15 protein-coding genes are annotated in these 18,784 nt (G+C 68.5%); 13 read left to right on the top strand and 2 right to left on the bottom strand.

Going from position 1 to position 18,784, the window contains the following annotated elements; translation table 11 throughout:
* Nucleotides 1-9: 9 nt before the first annotated feature.
* Both mexY and HMPREF1224_RS40895 read left to right on the top strand, forming a co-directional pair.
* The gene (gene mexY / locus HMPREF1224_RS40900; protein WP_003144329.1) at nt 10-3,147 is read left to right on the top strand and encodes a multidrug efflux RND transporter permease subunit MexY; all 3,138 of its coding nucleotides are present in this window, start codon (nt 10-12) and stop codon (nt 3,145-3,147) included.
* A complete protein-coding gene (locus tag HMPREF1224_RS40895; RefSeq protein ID WP_003113507.1) occupies nt 3,147-3,365 on the top strand; it encodes a hypothetical protein in 219 nt (72 codons plus the stop codon). The genes mexY and HMPREF1224_RS40895 overlap by 1 nt, the downstream gene beginning before the upstream one ends.
* Nucleotides 3,366-3,387: 22 nt before the next feature.
* On the opposite strand, the gene HMPREF1224_RS40890 is transcribed toward HMPREF1224_RS40895, so the two are convergent.
* Nucleotides 3,388-4,317 (bottom strand): SdiA-regulated domain-containing protein, encoded by a 930-nt coding sequence (locus tag HMPREF1224_RS40890; RefSeq protein WP_003088602.1) that lies wholly within the window; start codon nt 4,315-4,317, stop codon nt 3,388-3,390.
* A 192-nt stretch (nt 4,318-4,509) separates the two neighbouring features.
* On the opposite strand from HMPREF1224_RS40890, the gene liuR reads away from it, so the two are divergent.
* From liuR to liuE, 6 genes are all read left to right on the top strand, one after another.
* A complete protein-coding gene (gene liuR, locus HMPREF1224_RS40885; RefSeq protein WP_010794102.1) occupies nt 4,510-4,914 on the top strand; it encodes a liu genes transcriptional regulator LiuR in 405 nt (134 codons plus the stop codon).
* 48 nt (nt 4,915-4,962) lie between these two features.
* Nucleotides 4,963-6,126: an isovaleryl-CoA dehydrogenase gene (gene liuA / locus HMPREF1224_RS40880; RefSeq protein WP_010794101.1), complete on the top strand. Its 1,164-nt coding sequence runs from the start codon at nt 4,963-4,965 to the stop codon at nt 6,124-6,126.
* 122 nt (nt 6,127-6,248) lie between these two features.
* Entirely contained in the window at nt 6,249-7,856 is a 1,608-nt protein-coding gene (gene liuB, locus HMPREF1224_RS40875) for a methylcrotonyl-CoA carboxylase subunit beta (protein ID WP_010794100.1), read from the top strand.
* Nucleotides 7,857-7,869: 13 nt separating this feature from the next.
* Nucleotides 7,870-8,667 (top strand): gamma-carboxygeranoyl-CoA hydratase, encoded by a 798-nt coding sequence (locus HMPREF1224_RS40870; protein ID WP_003088598.1) that lies wholly within the window; start codon nt 7,870-7,872, stop codon nt 8,665-8,667.
* Nucleotides 8,664-10,631, top strand: coding sequence for a methylcrotonyl-CoA carboxylase subunit alpha (liuD, locus tag HMPREF1224_RS40865; RefSeq protein ID WP_010794099.1), 1,968 nt, complete (start codon nt 8,664-8,666; stop codon nt 10,629-10,631). The genes HMPREF1224_RS40870 and liuD overlap by 4 nt, the downstream gene beginning before the upstream one ends.
* Before the next feature lie 20 nt (nt 10,632-10,651).
* Nucleotides 10,652-11,554 carry a bifunctional 3-hydroxy-3-isohexenylglutaryl-CoA lyase/hydroxymethylglutaryl-CoA lyase gene (gene liuE, locus HMPREF1224_RS40860; RefSeq protein ID WP_010794098.1) on the top strand — a complete coding sequence of 301 codons (903 nt, stop codon included), beginning with the start codon at nt 10,652-10,654 and terminating at the stop codon, nt 11,552-11,554.
* A 67-nt stretch (nt 11,555-11,621) separates the two neighbouring features.
* On the opposite strand, the gene HMPREF1224_RS40855 is transcribed toward liuE, so the two are convergent.
* Complete coding sequence (locus tag HMPREF1224_RS40855; RefSeq protein WP_003100395.1) at nt 11,622-12,425, bottom strand: IclR family transcriptional regulator; 804 nt, start codon at nt 12,423-12,425, stop codon at nt 11,622-11,624.
* Nucleotides 12,426-12,585: 160 nt separating this feature from the next.
* Between HMPREF1224_RS40855 and hmgA the strand changes: the two genes are divergently transcribed.
* From hmgA to hbcR, 5 genes are all read left to right on the top strand, one after another.
* A complete protein-coding gene (gene hmgA, locus HMPREF1224_RS40850; protein ID WP_010794097.1) occupies nt 12,586-13,884 on the top strand; it encodes a homogentisate 1,2-dioxygenase in 1,299 nt (432 codons plus the stop codon).
* Nucleotides 13,885-13,888: 4 nt separating this feature from the next.
* Nucleotides 13,889-15,187 carry a fumarylacetoacetase gene (fahA, locus tag HMPREF1224_RS40845; RefSeq protein WP_003100400.1) on the top strand — a complete coding sequence of 433 codons (1,299 nt, stop codon included), beginning with the start codon at nt 13,889-13,891 and terminating at the stop codon, nt 15,185-15,187.
* On the top strand, nt 15,184-15,822 hold the full coding sequence (gene maiA, locus HMPREF1224_RS40840; RefSeq protein ID WP_010794096.1) for a maleylacetoacetate isomerase: 639 nt from the start codon (nt 15,184-15,186) through the stop codon (nt 15,820-15,822). Before fahA ends, maiA begins: the two co-directional genes overlap by 4 nt.
* Before the next feature lie 84 nt (nt 15,823-15,906).
* A complete protein-coding gene (locus HMPREF1224_RS40835; protein ID WP_003113504.1) occupies nt 15,907-17,259 on the top strand; it encodes an MFS transporter in 1,353 nt (450 codons plus the stop codon).
* Nucleotides 17,260-17,327: 68 nt separating this feature from the next.
* Nucleotides 17,328-18,773 (top strand): sigma-54-dependent transcriptional regulator HbcR, encoded by a 1,446-nt coding sequence (gene hbcR, locus HMPREF1224_RS40830; protein WP_003100411.1) that lies wholly within the window; start codon nt 17,328-17,330, stop codon nt 18,771-18,773.
* The last annotated feature ends 11 nt before the right edge of the window (nt 18,774-18,784 follow it).

Below are 18,784 nucleotides of genomic sequence, written 5' to 3'. Positions count from 1 at the left end.
ACGCTACGAATGGCTCGTTTCTTCATTGACCGGCCGGTCTTCGCCTGGGTGATCTCCCTGCTGATCGTGCTCGCCGGGGTCCTGGCGATCCGCTTCCTGCCGGTCGCCCAGTACCCGGACATCGCGCCGCCGGTGGTCAACGTCAGCGCCAGCTATCCCGGCGCCTCGGCCAAGGTGGTCGAGGAAGCGGTGACCGCGATCATCGAGCGCGAGATGAACGGCGCGCCCGGCCTGCTCTACACCAAGGCCACCAGCAGCACCGGCCAGGCCTCGCTGACCCTGACCTTCCGCCAGGGCGTGAACGCCGACCTCGCCGCGGTGGAAGTGCAGAACCGCCTGAAGATCGTCGAGTCGCGCCTGCCCGAATCGGTGCGGCGCGACGGCATCTACGTGGAGAAGGCGGCGGACAGCATCCAGCTGATCGTTACCCTTACATCCTCCAGCGGCCGCTACGACGCCATGGAGCTGGGCGAGATCGCCTCGTCCAACGTGTTGCAGGCGCTGCGCCGGGTGGAGGGCGTGGGCAAGGTCGAGACCTGGGGCGCCGAGTACGCCATGCGCATCTGGCCCGACCCGGCCAAGCTGACCTCGATGAACCTCAGCGCCAGCGACCTGGTCAACGCCGTGCGCCGGCACAACGCCCGCCTCACCGTGGGCGACATCGGCAACCTCGGGGTCCCCGACTCGGCGCCGATCAGCGCCACGGTGAAGGTCGACGACACCCTGGTGACGCCCGAGCAGTTCGGCGAAATTCCGCTGCGCATCCGCGCCGACGGCGGCGCGATCCGCCTGCGCGACGTGGCCCGCGTCGAGTTCGGCCAGAGCGAGTACGGCTTCGTCTCGCGGGTCAACCAAATGACCGCCACCGGCCTGGCGGTGAAGATGGCGCCCGGCTCCAACGCGGTGGCCACCGCCAAGCGCATCCGCGCCACCCTCGACGAGCTGTCGCGCTACTTCCCGGAGGGCGTGAGCTACAACATCCCCTATGACACCTCGGCGTTCGTCGAGATCTCGATCAGGAAGGTGGTCAGCACCCTGCTCGAGGCGATGCTGCTGGTGTTCGCCGTGATGTACCTGTTCATGCAGAACTTCCGCGCCACCCTGATCCCGACACTGGTGGTGCCGGTGGCCCTGCTGGGCACCTTCACGGTGATGCTCGGCCTGGGCTTCTCGATCAACGTGCTGACCATGTTCGGCATGGTCCTGGCGATCGGCATCCTGGTGGACGACGCGATCATCGTGGTGGAGAACGTCGAGCGGCTGATGGCCGAGGAAGGCCTGTCGCCGCACGACGCCACGGTCAAGGCGATGCGCCAGATCAGCGGGGCCATCGTCGGCATCACCGTGGTGCTGGTCTCGGTGTTCGTGCCGATGGCGTTCTTCAGCGGCGCGGTGGGCAACATCTACCGCCAGTTCGCGGTGACCCTGGCGGTCTCCATCGGCTTCTCGGCGTTCCTCGCGCTGTCGCTGACCCCGGCCCTGTGCGCCACCCTGCTGCGCCCGATCGACGCCGACCACCATGAGAAGCGCGGCTTCTTCGGCTGGTTCAACCGCGCCTTCCTGCGCCTGACCGGACGCTACCGCAACGCGGTGGCCGGCATCCTCGCCCGGCCGATCCGCTGGATGCTGGTCTACGCCCTGGTCATCGGCGTGGTCGCCCTGCTCTTCGTGCGCCTGCCGCAGGCGTTCCTGCCGGAAGAGGACCAGGGCGACTTCATGATCATGGTGATGCAGCCCGAAGGCACGCCGATGGCGGAGACCATGGCCAACGTCGGCGACGTCGAGCGCTACCTGGCGGAGCACGAACCGGTGGCCTACGCCTATGCGGTCGGCGGCTTCAGCCTGTACGGCGACGGCACCAGCTCGGCGATGATCTTCGCCACCCTGAAGGACTGGTCGGAACGCCGGGAGGCCAGCCAGCACGTCGGCGCCATCGTCGAGCGCATCAACCAGCGCTTCGCCGGCCTGCCCAACCGTACGGTGTATGCGATGAACTCGCCGCCGCTGCCGGACCTGGGTTCCACCAGCGGCTTCGACTTCCGCCTGCAGGACCGTGGCGGGGTTGGCTACGAGGCCCTGGTCAAGGCCCGCGACCAGTTGCTGGCGCGCGCCGCCGAGGACCCGCGTCTGGCCAACGTGATGTTCGCCGGCCAGGGCGAGGCGCCGCAGATCCGCCTGGACATCGACCGGCGCAAGGCGGAGACCCTCGGCGTGAGCATGGACGAGATCAACACCACCCTGGCGGTGATGTTCGGCTCGGACTACATCGGCGACTTCATGCACGGCAGCCAGGTGCGCAAGGTGGTGGTCCAGGCCGACGGCGCCAAGCGCCTGGGCATCGACGACATCGGCCGGCTTCACGTGCGCAACGAGCAGGGCGAGATGGTGCCGCTGGCGACGTTCGCCAAGGCCGCCTGGACCCTCGGCCCGCCGCAACTGACCCGCTACAACGGCTATCCCTCGTTCAACCTCGAGGGCCAGGCCGCGCCGGGCTACAGCAGCGGCGAAGCCATGCAGGCGATGGAGGAATTGATGCAGGGCCTGCCCGAGGGCATCGCCCACGAGTGGTCCGGCCAGTCCTTCGAAGAACGCCTGTCCGGCGCCCAGGCGCCGGCGTTGTTCGCCCTCTCGGTGTTGATCGTGTTCCTCGCCCTGGCCGCCCTCTACGAAAGCTGGTCGATCCCGCTGGCGGTGATCCTGGTGGTGCCGCTGGGCGTACTCGGCGCACTGCTCGGGGTGAGCCTGCGCGGTCTGCCCAACGACATCTACTTCAAGGTCGGCCTGATCACCATCATCGGCCTCTCGGCGAAGAACGCCATCCTCATCATCGAGGTGGCCAAGGACCATTACCAGGAAGGCATGAGCCTGCTGCAGGCGACCCTGGAGGCCGCGCGCCTGCGCCTGCGACCGATCGTCATGACCTCGCTGGCGTTCGGTTTCGGCGTGGTCCCGCTGGCGCTCTCCAGCGGCGCCGGTTCCGGCGCCCAGGTCGCCATCGGCACCGGGGTGCTCGGCGGGATCGTCACCGCCACGGTACTCGCGGTGTTCCTGGTACCGCTGTTCTTCCTGGTGGTCGGGCGCCTGTTCCGGTTGCGCAAGGCGCCGCGCACCGGCAACTCGCCCCAGATCCCCACGGAGCAAGCCTGATGCCCCTAGCGAAACTCTCGCTCCCCACCCTGGCACTGTGCGTCGGGCTGCTCGGCGCCTGCCCGCCGACGCCTCGCCAGCCGCGCGCGGCCCCCATCGTTCCGGCCAGCGGCCCCGACCTTCGGGGCAAGCTGGACGACTGGCAACAGCAGTTCACCGACCCGCTGCTGCGACAGATGATCGGCTACGCGCCGGCGCTATCCGGCGCGCAAGCCTGAATTCCGCCGTCCTTTTCCCACCCTAGTCGGCCGCTGGCAGCGCTCGGCTGAAGCGGTAGAACAGGTTCGGCTCGCTGACCACGTACAGGCTGCCCCGGTCGTCCATCGCCAACCCTTCGGCCTGCGGCACGTCGTCCGTCAGGCCATGGTTGCCGCCACGCAGGGTCAGGCTGCCGAGCGGATCCCCGGCGCGATCCAGTTCGATGACCACCCGCGACTCGTCGGAAAGCACCAGCAGGTGATCGCTGGCCTTGTCGTAGTAGAGGCTCGACAGATCGGTGAGGAACAACCCGCGATCGCGCTGCGGGTCGCCGCCGACGCTCAGGTCGAGCGCCTCGCCGCGGTCGTTGAAGAAGCCGTTTACCTCGATGATGCCCACCGGCGCCTTTTCCCGGGCCACGAACAGGCGCTCGCGCAGCGGGTCGTAGGCCAACCCCTCGAAGCCCTTGTTGCGCTTGTTTGCACTGCCCAGGGAGAACTTCCGGGCGTTGCGCGGATCGTCGATGTCGATCACCCGGGTGTCGGCGTCGACATGGATCTCCACCAGGCGTTGGCGACGCTCCTCGGCGACCACGTAGACGCCGGGCCGGATGTACTCGATAGCCTCCGGATCCTGGAAACCGCGCAGGGGGATGCGTCGCAGCAATTCGCCGTCCAGCGACAGCTCGAGGAAATGCGGGTCCTGGTTGGTCACGCTGACCAGGCTGCGCCGGCTGGGGTCGAAGGACAGCGCCGACACGTTGGACTCCGCGCCCAGCACGCGGGCTTCGATATCGACCCGATAGTCGGCCAGGCGCAGGGCGTTCTCGCGCGCAACATCGCCGCCGTAGCGCTGCTCCAGCTTGAACCAGATTCGCTCGAACGCGCGCTGCTGCTGGCCCGCCACCAGCAGCGCAAGCAACGCGGCGAGCAGGCAAGCCAGCAGCGTCCTGTAGGTCATCAGCCGACTCATCGTTACGACTCCTCCGAGAAACACAGTGTTCGGCGAAGCAGAACAGAGCCATCCGCGCCCTTTCATGAGGCGCCGATTAAATCTTTCTGACAAGCATCTTTCACGGCTGTCATTTTTCCCCCGTTCCAGGCGTTGACAGGATTTCGGCGCAGCTTTACGTTAACGTAAAGGTAAACAAGCAGGTGCCAGCGCATGTCCATCACCTACACCATCTCCGATCTCGCCCGCGAACTGGACATCACCACCCGCGCCATCCGCTTCTACGAGGAGCAAGGCCTGCTCTCCCCCGAGCGACGCGGCCAGGAACGCATCTATTCGCCGCGCGACAAGGTCAGCCTGAAGCTGATCCTGCGCGGCAAGCGCATCGGTTTTTCCCTCGCCGAATGCCGCGAACTGATCGAGCTCTACGACCCGGACCCGAGCAGCGGCAACCAGAAGCAGTTGAACACCATGCTGGAGAAGATCGCCGAGCGCCGCGCCCAGCTGGAACAACAGTTGCTGGACATCGAACAGATGCAGCTGGAACTGGATTCTGCCGAGGAGCGCTGTCGAGCGGCGCTTATCAAAAGCTATAACAAACAGACAGTTGAAACATAAACCTCATTCAAAGCTTTAAACCGGACAAGCACAATTACAGGTGAAAGCATGACCTATCCCAGCCTCAACTTCGCCCTCGGCGAAACCATCGACATGCTCCGCGACCAGGTGCGCGGCTTCGTCGCCGCCGAACTGCAGCCGCGCGCCGCGCAGATCGACCAGGACAACCAGTTCCCCATGGACATGTGGCGCAAGTTCGGCGAGATGGGCCTGCTCGGCATCACCGTCGACGAGGAGTACGGCGGTTCGGCGCTGGGCTACCTGGCCCACGCCGTGGTCATGGAAGAGATCAGCCGGGCCTCGGCCTCGGTGGCGCTCTCCTATGGCGCGCATTCCAACCTCTGCGTCAACCAGATCAAGCGCAACGGCAACGCCGAACAGAAGGCCCGCTACCTGCCGGCCCTGGTATCCGGCGAACACATCGGTGCGCTGGCGATGAGCGAACCCAACGCCGGCTCCGACGTGGTCTCGATGAAGCTGCGCGCGGACCGGGTCGGCGACCGCTTCGTTCTCAACGGCAGCAAGATGTGGATCACCAACGGTCCCGATGCCCATACCTATGTGATCTACGCCAAGACCGACCCGGACAAGGGCGCGCACGGGATCACCGCGTTCATCGTCGAGCGCGACTGGAAAGGCTTCAGTCGCGGGCCGAAGCTGGACAAGCTGGGCATGCGCGGCTCGAACACCTGCGAACTGATCTTCCAGGACGTCGAGGTACCCGAGGAGAACGTCCTCGGCGCGGTCAACGGCGGGGTCAAGGTACTGATGAGCGGCCTCGACTACGAGCGCGTGGTGCTTTCCGGCGGCCCGGTGGGAATCATGCAGGCGTGCATGGACGTGGTGGTGCCGTACATCCATGACCGCCGCCAGTTCGGCCAGAGCATCGGCGAATTCCAGCTGGTCCAGGGCAAGGTGGCCGACATGTACACCGCCCTCAACGCCAGCCGCGCCTACCTGTACGCCGTGGCCGCCGCCTGCGACCGCGGCGAGACGACCCGCAAGGACGCCGCCGGGGTGATCCTCTACAGCGCCGAGCGCGCCACCCAGATGGCCCTGGACGCGATCCAGATCCTCGGCGGCAACGGCTACATCAACGAGTTTCCCACCGGCCGCCTGTTGCGCGACGCCAAGCTCTACGAGATCGGCGCCGGCACCAGCGAGATCCGCCGCATGCTGATCGGCCGCGAGCTGTTCAACGAAACCCGCTGAAGCCTCGCTCTTCCCGGCCCTTTGCCGCCAGGGAGAGGGCATTCCATTGCATCGACAGGCGCATCGCCAGGTCGGGAGCGGGCGCCAACCGCTTCCGCCCACCTCGACACGGAGCCACCGCCATGGCCATCCTGCACACCCAGATCAATCCACGCTCCGCCGAGTTCGCGGCCAACGCCGCGACCATGCTGGAACAGGTCAACGCCCTGCGCACCCTCCTCGGCCGCATCCACGAAGGCGGCGGTAGCGCCGCCCAGGCCCGGCACAGCGCGCGCGGCAAGCTGCTGGTGCGCGAACGCATCAACCGCCTGCTCGACCCCGGCTCGCCGTTCCTCGAGCTTTCCGCCCTCGCCGCCCACGAAGTCTACGGCGAAGAGGTCGCCGCCGCCGGCATCGTCGCCGGGATCGGCCGGGTCGAAGGGGTGGAATGCATGATCGTCGGCAACGATGCCACGGTGAAGGGCGGCACCTACTATCCGCTGACCGTGAAGAAGCACCTGCGGGCCCAAGCCATCGCCCTGGAGAACCGCCTGCCATGCATCTACCTGGTGGACTCCGGCGGCGCCAACCTGCCGCGCCAGGACGAGGTCTTCCCCGACCGCGAGCACTTCGGCCGGATCTTCTTCAACCAGGCCAACATGAGTGCCCGCGGCATCCCGCAGATCGCCGTGGTCATGGGCTCCTGCACCGCCGGCGGGGCCTACGTGCCGGCGATGTCCGACGAAACCGTGATGGTGCGCGAACAGGCCACCATCTTCCTCGCCGGGCCGCCGCTGGTGAAGGCCGCTACCGGCGAGGTGGTCAGCGCCGAGGAACTTGGCGGCGCCGACGTGCACTGCAAGGTCTCAGGGGTCGCCGACCACTATGCCGAGGACGATGACCATGCCCTGGCCATCGCCCGCCGCTGCGTCGCCAACCTCAACTGGCGCAAGCAGGGCCAGCTGCAATGCCGTGCACCGCGCGCGCCGCTGTACCCCGCCGAGGAGCTGTACGGGGTGATTCCCGCCGACAGCAAGCAGCCCTACGACGTGCGCGAAGTGATCGCACGGCTGGTGGACGGCTCCGAGTTCGACGAATTCAAGGCGCTGTTCGGCACCACCCTGGTCTGCGGCTTCGCCCACCTGCACGGCTATCCGATCGCCATCCTGGCCAACAACGGGATCCTCTTCGCCGAGGCCGCGCAGAAAGGCGCGCACTTCATCGAGTTGGCCTGCCAGCGTGGCATCCCGCTGCTGTTCCTGCAGAACATCACCGGTTTCATGGTCGGCCAGAAGTACGAGGCTGGCGGCATCGCCAAGCACGGCGCCAAGCTGGTGACCGCGGTGGCCTGCGCGCGGGTGCCGAAGTTCACCGTGCTGATCGGCGGCAGCTTCGGCGCCGGCAACTACGGCATGTGCGGACGCGCCTACGACCCGCGCTTCCTGTGGATGTGGCCGAACGCGAGGATCGGCGTGATGGGCGGCGAACAGGCCGCCGGGGTGCTCGCCCAGGTCAAGCGCGAGCAGGCCGAGCGCGCCGGCCAGCAGCTCGGCGTCGAAGAGGAGGCGAAGATCAAGGCGCCGATCCTCGAGCAGTACGAGCACCAGGGCCATCCCTACTACTCCAGCGCGCGACTGTGGGACGACGGCGTGATCGATCCGGCGCAGACCCGCGAGGTGCTCGCCCTGGCGCTTTCCGCCGCCCTCAGCGCCCCCATCGAGCCGACCGCCTTCGGCGTGTTCCGCATGTGACGAGCAGACCAGCATGAGCGAATTCCAGACCATCCAGCTTGAGATCGACCCGCGCGGCGTAGCCACCCTGTGGCTGGACCGGGCGGAAAAGAACAACGCCTTCAATGCCGTCGTGATCGACGAACTGTTGCAGGCCATCGATCGCGTCGGCAGCGACCCGCAGGTCCGCCTGCTGGTGCTGCGCGGCCGTGGCCGGCACTTCTGCGGCGGTGCCGACCTGGCCTGGATGCAGCAGTCGGTGGACCTCGACTACCAGGGCAACCTGGCCGACGCCCAGCGCATCGCCGAACTCATGACCCATCTCTACAACCTGCCCAAGCCGACCCTGGCGGTGGTCCAGGGCGCGGTGTTCGGCGGCGGGGTCGGCCTGGTCAGTTGCTGCGATATGGCCATCGGCAGCGACGACGCGACCTTCTGCCTGTCCGAGGTACGCATCGGCCTGATCCCGGCGACCATCGCCCCGTTCGTGGTCAAGGCCATCGGCCAGCGCGCCGCGCGGCGCTATTCGCTGACCGCCGAGCGCTTCGACGGACGCCGCGCCAGCGAACTGGGCCTGCTCAGCGAAAGCTGTCCCGCCGCCGAACTGGAAAGCCAGGCCGAGGCCTGGATCGCCAACCTGCTGCAAAACAGCCCGCGCGCCCTGGTCGCCTGCAAGGCGCTCTACCATGAGGTCGAGGCCGCCGAGCTGAGCCCGGCGCTGCGCCGCTACACCGAGGCGGCCATCGCCCGCATCCGCATCAGCCCGGAAGGCCAGGAAGGCCTGCGCGCCTTCCTGGAGAAACGCACGCCCGCCTGGAGAAACGACGCATGAACCCGGACTACCGCAGCATCCAGCGCCTCCTGGTCGCCAACCGCGGCGAGATCGCCTGCCGGGTGATGCGCAGCGCGCGCGCCCTCGGCATCGGCAGCGTCGCCGTGCACAGCGACATCGACCGCCACGCCCGCCACGTCGCCGAAGCCGACATCGCCGTCGACCTGGGCGGCGCCAAGCCCGTCGACAGCTACCTGCGCGGCGACAGGATCATCGCCGCCGCCCTCGCCAGCGGCGCCCAGGCGATCCACCCCGGCTACGGCTTCCTCTCGGAGAACGCCGACTTCGCCCGCGCCTGCGAGGAAGCCGGCCTGCTCTTCCTCGGACCGCCGGCGGCGGCCATCGACGCCATGGGCAGCAAGTCGGCCGCCAAGGCGCTGATGGAAGAAGCCGGCGTGCCGCTGGTGCCCGGCTATCACGGCGAAGCCCAGGACCTCGAGACTTTCCGCCGGGAAGCCGGGCGCATCGGCTACCCGGTGCTGCTCAAGGCCTCCGCTGGCGGCGGCGGCAAGGGCATGAAGGTGGTGGAGCACGAGGCCGAGCTGGCCGAGGCCCTTTCCTCCGCCCAGCGCGAGGCCAAGGCCGCCTTCGGCGACGCGCGGATGCTGGTGGAGAAATACCTGCTGAAGCCGCGCCACGTGGAGATCCAGGTATTCGCCGACAGCCATGGCCACTGCCTGTACCTCAACGAACGCGACTGTTCGATCCAGCGCCGCCACCAGAAGGTCGTCGAGGAAGCCCCCGCCCCCGGTCTCGGCGCGGAACTGCGCCGGGCCATGGGCGAGGCCGCGGTACGCGCGGCGCAGGCGATCGGCTACGTCGGCGCCGGTACCGTCGAATTCCTCCTCGACGAACGCGGCCAGTTCTTCTTCATGGAAATGAACACCCGCCTGCAGGTGGAACACCCGGTCACCGAGGCCATCACCGGCCTCGACCTGGTCGCCTGGCAGATCCGCGTCGCTCGCGGCGAGGCGCTGCCGCTGACACAGGAACAGGTGCCGCTGAACGGCCACGCCATCGAAGTGCGGCTCTACGCGGAAGACCCCGAGGGCGGCTTCCTCCCCGCCAGCGGCCGCCTGGCGCTGTACCGCGAAGCGCCCGCCGGCCCCGGCCGGCGGGTCGACAGCGGGGTACGCGAAGGCGACGAGGTCTCGCCGTTCTACGACCCGATGCTGGCCAAGCTGATCGCCTGGGGCGAAACCCGCGAGGAAGCGCGCCAACGCCTGCTGGCGATGCTGGCGGAAACCTCGGTCGGCGGCCTGCGCACCAACCTGGCGTTCCTCCGCCGCATCCTCGGCCATCCGGCGTTCGCCGCCGCCGAACTGGACACCGGTTTCATCGCGCGCCACCAAGACGACCTGCTGCCGGCGCCGCAAGCGCTGCCGGAGCATTTCTGGCAAGCCGCCGCCGAAGCCTGGCTGCAGAGCGAACCGGGCCACCGTCGCGACGACGACCCGCATTCGCCGTGGAGCCGCAACGACGGCTGGCGCAGCGCCCTGGCGCGGGAGTCCGACCTGATGCTGCGCTGCCGCGACGAACGCCGCTGCGTCCGCCTGCGCCACGCCAGCCCCAGCCAGTATCGCCTGGACGGCGACGACCTGATCAGCCGGGTGGACGGTGTCACCCGTCGCTCGGCGGCGTTGCGCCGCGGACGCCAGTTGTTCCTCGAATGGGAGGGCGAACTGCTGGCCATCGAAGCCGTCGACCCGATCGCCGAGGCCGAGGCCGCCCATGCCCACCAGGGTGGTTTGAGCGCGCCAATGAACGGCAGTATCGTGCGGGTCCTGGTCGAGCCCGGCCAGACGGTCGAAGCCGGCGCCACCCTGGTGGTGCTGGAGGCGATGAAGATGGAACACAGCATCCGCGCGCCCCACGCCGGGGTAGTGAAGGCGCTGTATTGCAGCGAGGGCGAACTGGTCGAGGAAGGCACGCCGCTGGTGGAGCTGGACGAGAACCAGGCCTGACAGCCAAGACGAGGAACAGCATGAACCTGCCGAAGAAGGTCCGCCTGGTGGAAGTCGGTCCGCGCGACGGACTACAGAACGAGAAACAGCCGATCGAGGTGGCCGACAAGATCCGCCTGGTCGATGACCTGAGCGCCGCCGGCCTGGACTACATCGAAGTGGGCAGCTTCGTCTCGCCCAAGTGGGTGCCGCAGATGGCCGGCTCGGCCGAGGTGTTCGCCGGCATCCGCCAGCGTCCCGGCGTGACCTACGCGGCGCTGGCGCCGAACCTGAAAGGCTTCGAGGCGGCGCTGGAGTCGGGGGTGAAGGAAGTGGCGGTGTTCGCCGCCGCGTCGGAAGCCTTCTCCCAGCGCAACATCAACTGCTCGATCAAGGACAGCCTGGAGCGCTTCGTACCGGTGCTGGAGGCGGCGCGCCAGCACCAGGTGCGGGTGCGCGGCTACATTTCCTGCGTGCTCGGCTGTCCCTACGACGGCGATGTCGATCCGCGCCAGGTCGCCTGGGTCGCCCGCGAACTCCAGCAGATGGGCTGCTACGAAGTGTCCCTGGGCGACACCATCGGCGTCGGCACCGCCGGTGCCACCCGCCGGCTGATCGAGGCGGTGGCCAACGAGGTTCCCCGCGAGCGCCTCGCCGGGCACTTCCACGACACCTACGGGCAGGCCCTGGCGAACATCTACGCCAGCCTGCTGGAAGGCGTCGCGGTATTCGACAGCTCGGTGGCCGGCCTCGGCGGTTGTCCCTACGCCAAGGGCGCCACCGGCAACGTCGCCAGCGAAGACGTCCTCTACCTGCTGAACGGCCTGGAGATCCATACCGGGGTCGACATGCACGCCCTGGTCGACGCCGGCCAGCGCATCTGCGCGGTGCTCGGCAAGAGCAACGGATCGCGAGCGGCGAAGGCGTTGCTGGCCAAGGCCTGAGAAGCGGCGGATAACCGCGGGCGGTTATCCGCCCTACCTGACATCACCCTCAGGCTCGGAGACTGCATCATCCACCCTGGGTGCCGTCATACCCCATCCGCCAACTGATAGCCCGAGTCGTCGCAAGCAGCCGTTCCGCCGCCGGCCCCTGCTCCTCGGCCTGGAAGATGCTCGCCGGGCCGACCACCGTGAGCACCGCCGCCACCCGCCCGCGGGCGTCGAACACCGGTGCCGAGAGCGCCTCCACCCCAGGCATCAGCAGCCCATGGATCGCATGCAGGCCGCGCGCGCGGATGCCCTCCAGCAGCACCGCGTAGGCCGCCGGGTCGGCCAGCGGATGGTCGGCGCGCCCGGCCAACTCTTCCTCGCGCAGCTCGGCCACCTCGCGTTCCGGCAGGAACGCGGCGAACACCAGGCCGGTGGACGAACCGAGCAGCGGCAGCACCGAGCCGACCTGGGTGACCACCGTCACCGCGCGCACCGCCTGTTCCACCTGTACCACGGTGGCGCCACGGTTGCCCCAGACGGCGAGGAAGCAGGTCTCGTTGAGCTCGTCGCGCAACTCGGCCAGCGGCGCGGCGGCGCTCTTCAGCACGTCCATGCTGTCCAGCGCCGCCAGGCCCACGCGCAGGGCCTCGCGCCCCAGCGAGTAATGATTGGTGGAGGCGTCCTGGACCGCGAAGCCGCTGGCGATCAATGCCTGCAGATAGCGATGGACCTTGCTCGCCGGCATCCCCACATGCTCCGCCAGGCGCGACAGCGAGGTCGCCGGGGAGAGTTCGGCGAGGGCCTTGAGGATATCGGTACCGACTTCGGCGGAGCGGACCTTCTGCTTGCCGGAGGTTTCGGCGGGACTGCTGTTCTTTTCCATGGACGCGGGTTCCTGCGGGCGGGGCCGACGTTATAGCTTGACGCTGCCTTCCACTCAAATTACGTTATGCGTAATTGAATTACGATAAAAATAACGCAGCCAGCGTGCCAGGTCCCCGGCGGATCGGCGGCAAGCTGCCCCCACTCCCCGGAGGCCTCAGATGAACCTCGACTCCACTGCCCTCGCCTATCAATCGGGCTTCGGCAACGAATTCAGCAGCGAAGCGCTCCCCGGCGCCCTGCCGGTCGGCCAGAACTCCCCGCAGAAAGCGCCCTACGGCCTGTACGCCGAACTGCTCTCCGGCACCGCCTTCACCATGGCTCGCAGCGAGGCCCGGCGCACCTGGCTGTACCGCATCACGCCGTCGGCCAAGCATCCGCCGTTCCGCCGCCTGGAACGACAGATCGCCGGTGCCGAACTGGATGCGCCGACTCCCAACCGCCTGCGCTGGGACCCGCTGGCACTGCCCGAGCAGCCCACCGACTTCCTCGACGGCCTGCTGCGCATGGCCGCCAACGCGCCCGGCGACAAGCCCGCCGGCGTGAGCATCTACCAGTACCTGGCCAACCGCTCGATGGAGCGTTGCTTCTACGACGCCGACGGCGAACTGCTGCTGGTCCCGCAATTGGGCCGTCTGCGCCTGTGCACCGAACTCGGCGCGCTGCAGGTCGAACCGCTGGAGATCGCGGTGATCCCGCGCGGGATGAAGTTCCGCGTCGAGCTGCTCGACGGCGAGGCACGCGGCTATATCGCCGAGAACCACGGCGCGCCGTTGCGCCTGCCCGACCTCGGCCCGATCGGCAGCAATGGCCTGGCCAATCCGCGCGACTTCCTGGCCCCGGTGGCGCGCTACGAGGACAGCCGCCAGCCGCTGCAACTGGTGCAGAAATACCTCGGCGAGCTGTGGGGCTGCGAGCTTGACCACTCGCCGCTGGACGTGGTCGCCTGGCACGGCAACAACGTGCCCTACAAGTACGACCTGCGCCGCTTCAACACCATCGGCACGGTCAGCTTCGACCACCCGGACCCGTCGATCTTCACCGTGCTGACCTCCCCCACCAGCGTCCCCGGCCTGGCCAACATCGACTTCGTGATCTTCCCGCCGCGCTGGATGGTGGCCGAGAACACCTTCCGTCCGCCATGGTTCCACCGCAACCTGATGAACGAATTCATGGGCCTGATCCAGGGCGCCTATGACGCCAAGGCCGGCGGCTTCGTGCCCGGCGGCGCCTCGCTGCACAGTTGCATGAGCGCCCACGGCCCGGACGCGGAAAGCTGCGACAAGGCCATCGCCGCCGACCTCAAGCCGCACAGGATCGACCAGACCATGGCCTTCATGTTCGAGACCAGCCAGGTCCTCCGGCCGAGCCGTGCCGCCCTCGAGACGCCGGCCCTGCAGAATGACTACGATGCCTGCTGGGCGTCGCTCGTATCCACCTTCAACCCGCAACGGAGATAACCCCATGAACCAGCCAACCCCCACTCGTAGCTGGGTCGCCTCCGCCAATGGGCATGCCGACTTTCCCCTGCAGAACCTGCCGCTGGGCATCTTCAGCCGTGCCGGCCTGAGCCCGCGTTGCGGCGTGGCCATCGGCGACTCGATCCTCGACCTGGACGCGGCGCTGGCCGCCGGGCTGTTCGAGGGTGCCGCCGGCGAAGCCGCCGAAGCCACCCGCGGCGGCGCGCTGAACGCCTTCTTCGCCCTCGGCAAGCCGGCCCGCGTGGCGCTGCGCCAGCGCCTGCTGGAGCTGCTCGGCGAAGGCGCCGCGGAGCGCCCGGAACTGCTCCATCCGGCCGCCGAGTGCCAAATGCACCTACCGGCCAGGATCGGCGACTACACCGACTTCTACGTCGGCATCCGCCATGCCGAGAACGTCGGCAAGCTGTTCCGCCCGGACAACCCACTGCTGCCCAACTACAAGCACGTGCCCATCGGCTACCACGGCCGCGCCTCGACCGTGCGCGTCTCCGGCAGCGAAGTGCGCCGGCCCAACGGCCAGACCCTGCCGGCCGGCGCCAGCGAGCCGGTGTTCGGCCCCTGCGCGCGCCTGGACTACGAACTGGAGCTGGGCATCTGGATCGGCCAGGGCAACGCCCTCGGCGAAGCCATCCCGGTTTCCCGCGCCGCCGAGCACATCGCCGGCTTCTGCCTGCTCAACGACTGGTCGGCGCGCGACATCCAGGCCTGGGAATACCAACCGCTCGGCCCGTTCCTGTCGAAGAGCTTCATCACCAGCGTCTCGCCCTGGGTGGTCACCGCCGAAGCCCTGGAGCCGTTCCGCCGCGCCCAGCCAGCGCGCCCCGAAGGCGACCCGCGGCCGCTGCCGTATCTCTACGACGACAACGACCAGGCCCACGGCGCCTTCGACATCGAGCTGGAGGTCCTGCTGCTCACCGAGGGCCTGCGCGAGAAAGGCCTGCCGCCGCAGCGCCTGACCCTGAGCAACAGCCTGAGCATGTACTGGACGGTGGCGCAGATGGTCGCCCACCACAGCGTCAATGGCTGCCAGTTGCAGCCCGGCGACCTGTTCGGCTCCGGCACCCTGTCCGGCGCCGAGCCCGGCCAGTTCGGCTCGCTGCTGGAGATCACCGCTGGCGGCAAGCAGCCGGTGCAACTGGCCTCCGGCGAGACCCGGCGCTTCCTCGAGGACGGCGACGAGGTCATCCTCCGCGCCCGCTGCAAGCGCGAGGGACATGTCTCGATCGGTTTCGGCGAATGTCGCGGCAAGGTACTCGCGGCCCTTCCGGGGGCGCGCGGATGAAGCTCTATACCTACTACCGTTCCACCTCCTCCTACCGGGTGCGCATCGCCCTGGCGCTGAAGGGGCTGGAATACCAGTCGCTGCCGGTCAACCTGGTCCGCGACGGCGGCGAACACCGCCAACCCGCCTACCTGGCGCTCAACCCGCAGGGCCGCGTACCGGCCCTGCAGGTCGACGAGGGCGAGCTGCTGATCCAGTCGCCGGCGATCATCGAGTACCTCGAGGAGCGCTACCCGCAACCCGCCCTGCTCTCCAGCGATCCGCTGCGCCGCGCCCGCGAGCGCGGAGTCGCGGCGCTGGTCGGCTGCGACATCCATCCGTTGCACAACGCCAGCGTGCTCAACCTGCTGCGTCAGTGGGGCCACGACGAAGAGCAGGTCCGGCAGTGGATCGGCCACTGGGTCGGCCAGGGTCTCGCCGCCGTCGAGCAACTGATCGGCGACCAGGGCTGGTGCTTCGGCGACCGGCCGGGCCTGGCCGACGTCTACCTGGTCCCGCAGCTCTACGCCGCCGAGCGCTTCGGCGTGGCGCTGGACGCCTGGCCACGGATCCGCCGGGTCGCCGACCTGGCCGCCGCCCATCCGGCGTTCCGCCAGGCCCATCCGGCCAACCAGCCGGACACCCCGGCCGCCTGAGGGACCGCAGAGTCCCGCTCCTGAAGATAAAGGGGGGCGTCCGCCGGACGCCCCATCACCAATAAGAACCTCAGGTACCTTGCGATGCACAACCAGATCGCCAGCTTTCGCGCGGCGCTCGACGCGCGCCCCGTGTCCCGCTACCAGTGGCTGTTGCTGCTGCTCCTCGCCCTGTTGCTGGTCACCGATGGCTACGATGCCCAGGTGCTCGGCTACGTGGTGCCGACCCTGGCCCAGGAATGGGGCCTGGACAAGGCCGCATTCGGCCCGGTGTTCAGCGCCAACCTGTTCGGCCTGACCGTCGGTTCGCTGCTGGTGACGCCGCTGGCTGACCGCTTCGGCATCCGCCGGGTGCTGCTCTGCTGCGTGCTGATCTACGCCAGCCTGACCGTCCTGATGGTCTTCGCCGGTTCCCTGGAAAGCCTGATGCTGGCGCGCTTCGTCTGCGGCATCGGAATGGGCGGGGCGATGCCCAGCGCCATGGCGCTGATGGCCGAGTATTCGCCACCGCGCCTGCGTACCCTGATGGTCACCCTGGCGGCCTGCGGTTTCTCCTTCGGCGGCGCCGCCGGCGGTTTCGTCGCCGCCGCCTTCATGGACGGCTTCGGCTGGCAGGCGGTGTTCCTCGCCGGCGGCGTCACCCCGTTGCTGCTGTTCCCCTTCCTCCTCCTGTTCCTCCCGGAGTCGCTGCCGCGCCTGCTCCGCGACGCACCGCCCTATGCCCGCCTGCGCCAGCTCAGCGAGCGTATGGCGCCGGGCTGGCAGCCGCCGCCGGCAGAGGCCGACGCCGAGCCGGCGGCAAGCCTGACCGTGCTGGAGCTGTTCCGCCACGGTTACGCGCGGCCGACCCTGCTGCTCTGGGCGACCTTCTTCGTCAGCCTGATCCTGCTCTACTTCATGGTCAGCTGGCTGCCCTCGCTGCTCCAGGAAAGCGGCCTGACACGCAATGCGGCGAACCTGGCGACCTCGATGTTCCTCTTCGCCGGCACCCTCGGCGCGATGCTCCTGGCCTGGCTCGCCGACCGCCTGCGCAGCAAGGTCCGCCTGCTGGCGGCGATTCTCGCCGGCGCCGCGCTGTTCACCCTGCTCCTCGGCCTCAACCACGACCAGCCGCGCTGGCTGCTGGCGTTCGTCTTCGCCGCCGGCTTCTGCATCATCGGCGGGCAGTTGACCCTGAACGCCTTCGCCAGCAACTTCTACCCGGCCCAGGTACGCGCCACCGGCACCGGCTGGGCGCTGGGCGTGGGCCGCTTCGGTTCGATCCTCGGCCCACTGTTCGGCAGCCTGCTGCTGGGCATGCACATATCCGTGGAGAACATCTTCATGCTTGCGGCGATTCCCGCCGGGCTCGCCGCGCTACTGATCCTCCAGGTCCGCTCGCCCGCCGCCCAGGCGCAGCGGGAAAGCGCCGCCGCGCTGGCCGTCGAGGAATCCTGAGCCTTCACCGCGAGCGGCTTCCCGGCTACAGTGGCGGGCCGTTTCGCCGTCCGCCGCAGGAGCCGCCGATGAACGACGCCGACAGCCTCCAGGATTACCAACGCGTGCGCCAGCAGGCGATCCGTTCGCTGTTCGAGATCGTCGAAGGCTCCAGCGAAGGCACGGTGATCGTCGACCGCGAGGCCCGCATCGTCTGGATCAACCAGCGCTACGCCCAGCGTTTCGGCCTCGCCGACCCGGCGCAGGCCATCGGCCGGCCCTGCGAAAGCGTGATCCCCGGTAGCCTGCTGCGCGAAGTGGTAGGCAGCGGCAAGCCGATCCTGCTGGACATGATGGACAGCGCGAAGGACCCGCTGGTGGTGATGCGCCTGCCGATCCACGACGACGCCGGCGAAGTGATCGGCGCCATCGGCTTCGCCCTGCTCGACGAACTGCGTTCGCTGTCGCCGCTGGTGACCCGCTACCTGAGCATGCAGCGCGAACTGGCCTCGACCCGCTCGCAATTGCAGGCGCGCCAGGCCAAGTACAGCTTCAGCCACTTCGTCGGCACCAGTCCGGCCAGCCTGGAAGTCAAGCGCCGCGCCCGTCGTGGCGCGGCCAGCGAAGCGCCGGTGCTGTTGCTCGGCGAGACCGGCACCGGCAAGGAACTGCTCGCCCACGCCATCCACAGCGCTTCGCCGCGGGCGCACAAGGCCTTCGTCAGCGTGAACGCCGCGGCGATCCCGGAAAGCCTGCTGGAGGCCGAATTCTTCGGTACCGCCCCGGGGGCCTTCACCGGTGCCGAGCGCAAGGGCCGGCCAGGCAAGTTGCAGGTGGCCCAGGGCGGCACGTTGTTCCTCGACGAGATCGGCGACATGCCGCTGGCCTTGCAAGGCAAGCTGTTGCGCGTGCTACAGGAGAAAGAGTTCGAAGCGGTGGGTTCCAACGAAGTGATCCGCAGCGACATCCGCCTGGTCGCCGCCACTTCCATCGACCTGCAGCAGGCGATGCGCGAAGGCCGTTTCCGCGCTGACCTCTACTACCGGCTGAACGTCCTGCCGATCGAGATCCCGCCGTTGCGCCAGCGCCTGGACGACCTCCCGGCGCTCTGCGAGTCGATCCTCGACAGCCTCGACCACGGCCGTCTCCACGAACTCGGCGGCGACGCCCTGGCGCTGCTCGCCCGGCATGCCTGGCCGGGCAACGTCCGCGAACTGCGCAACGTGCTGGAACGCGCGCTGCTGCTGGCCGACCAACGGTTGCTGGACGCCGCCGCCCTCGGCGCGGCGCTGGGGCCCCTGCAACCGCTGCCGGAGCTGCCTCGAGCGGCGGACGACAGGCCGGTCGGGGATTTCCAACAGGCCCGCGAAGCCTTCGAGCGCGACCTGATCGGACGGGCCCTGGCGCAGAGTGCCGGCAATGTGGTGGAAGCGGCGAAACGCCTGGGCCTGGGTCGCTCGACCCTGTACAAGAAGATCGTGGCGCTGGGCATGCGTCTCGATAGCGGGACTCGTCTCGAAATAGAGACGAACTGAGACCTGCATAG

Origin of the sequence: Pseudomonas sp. P179, from assembly GCF_000478485.2 — a bacterium.
GTDB classification, from domain to species: Bacteria; Pseudomonadota; Gammaproteobacteria; order Pseudomonadales; family Pseudomonadaceae; genus Pseudomonas; species Pseudomonas aeruginosa.
This window is presented reverse-complemented; position numbering and strand designations above follow the sequence as displayed.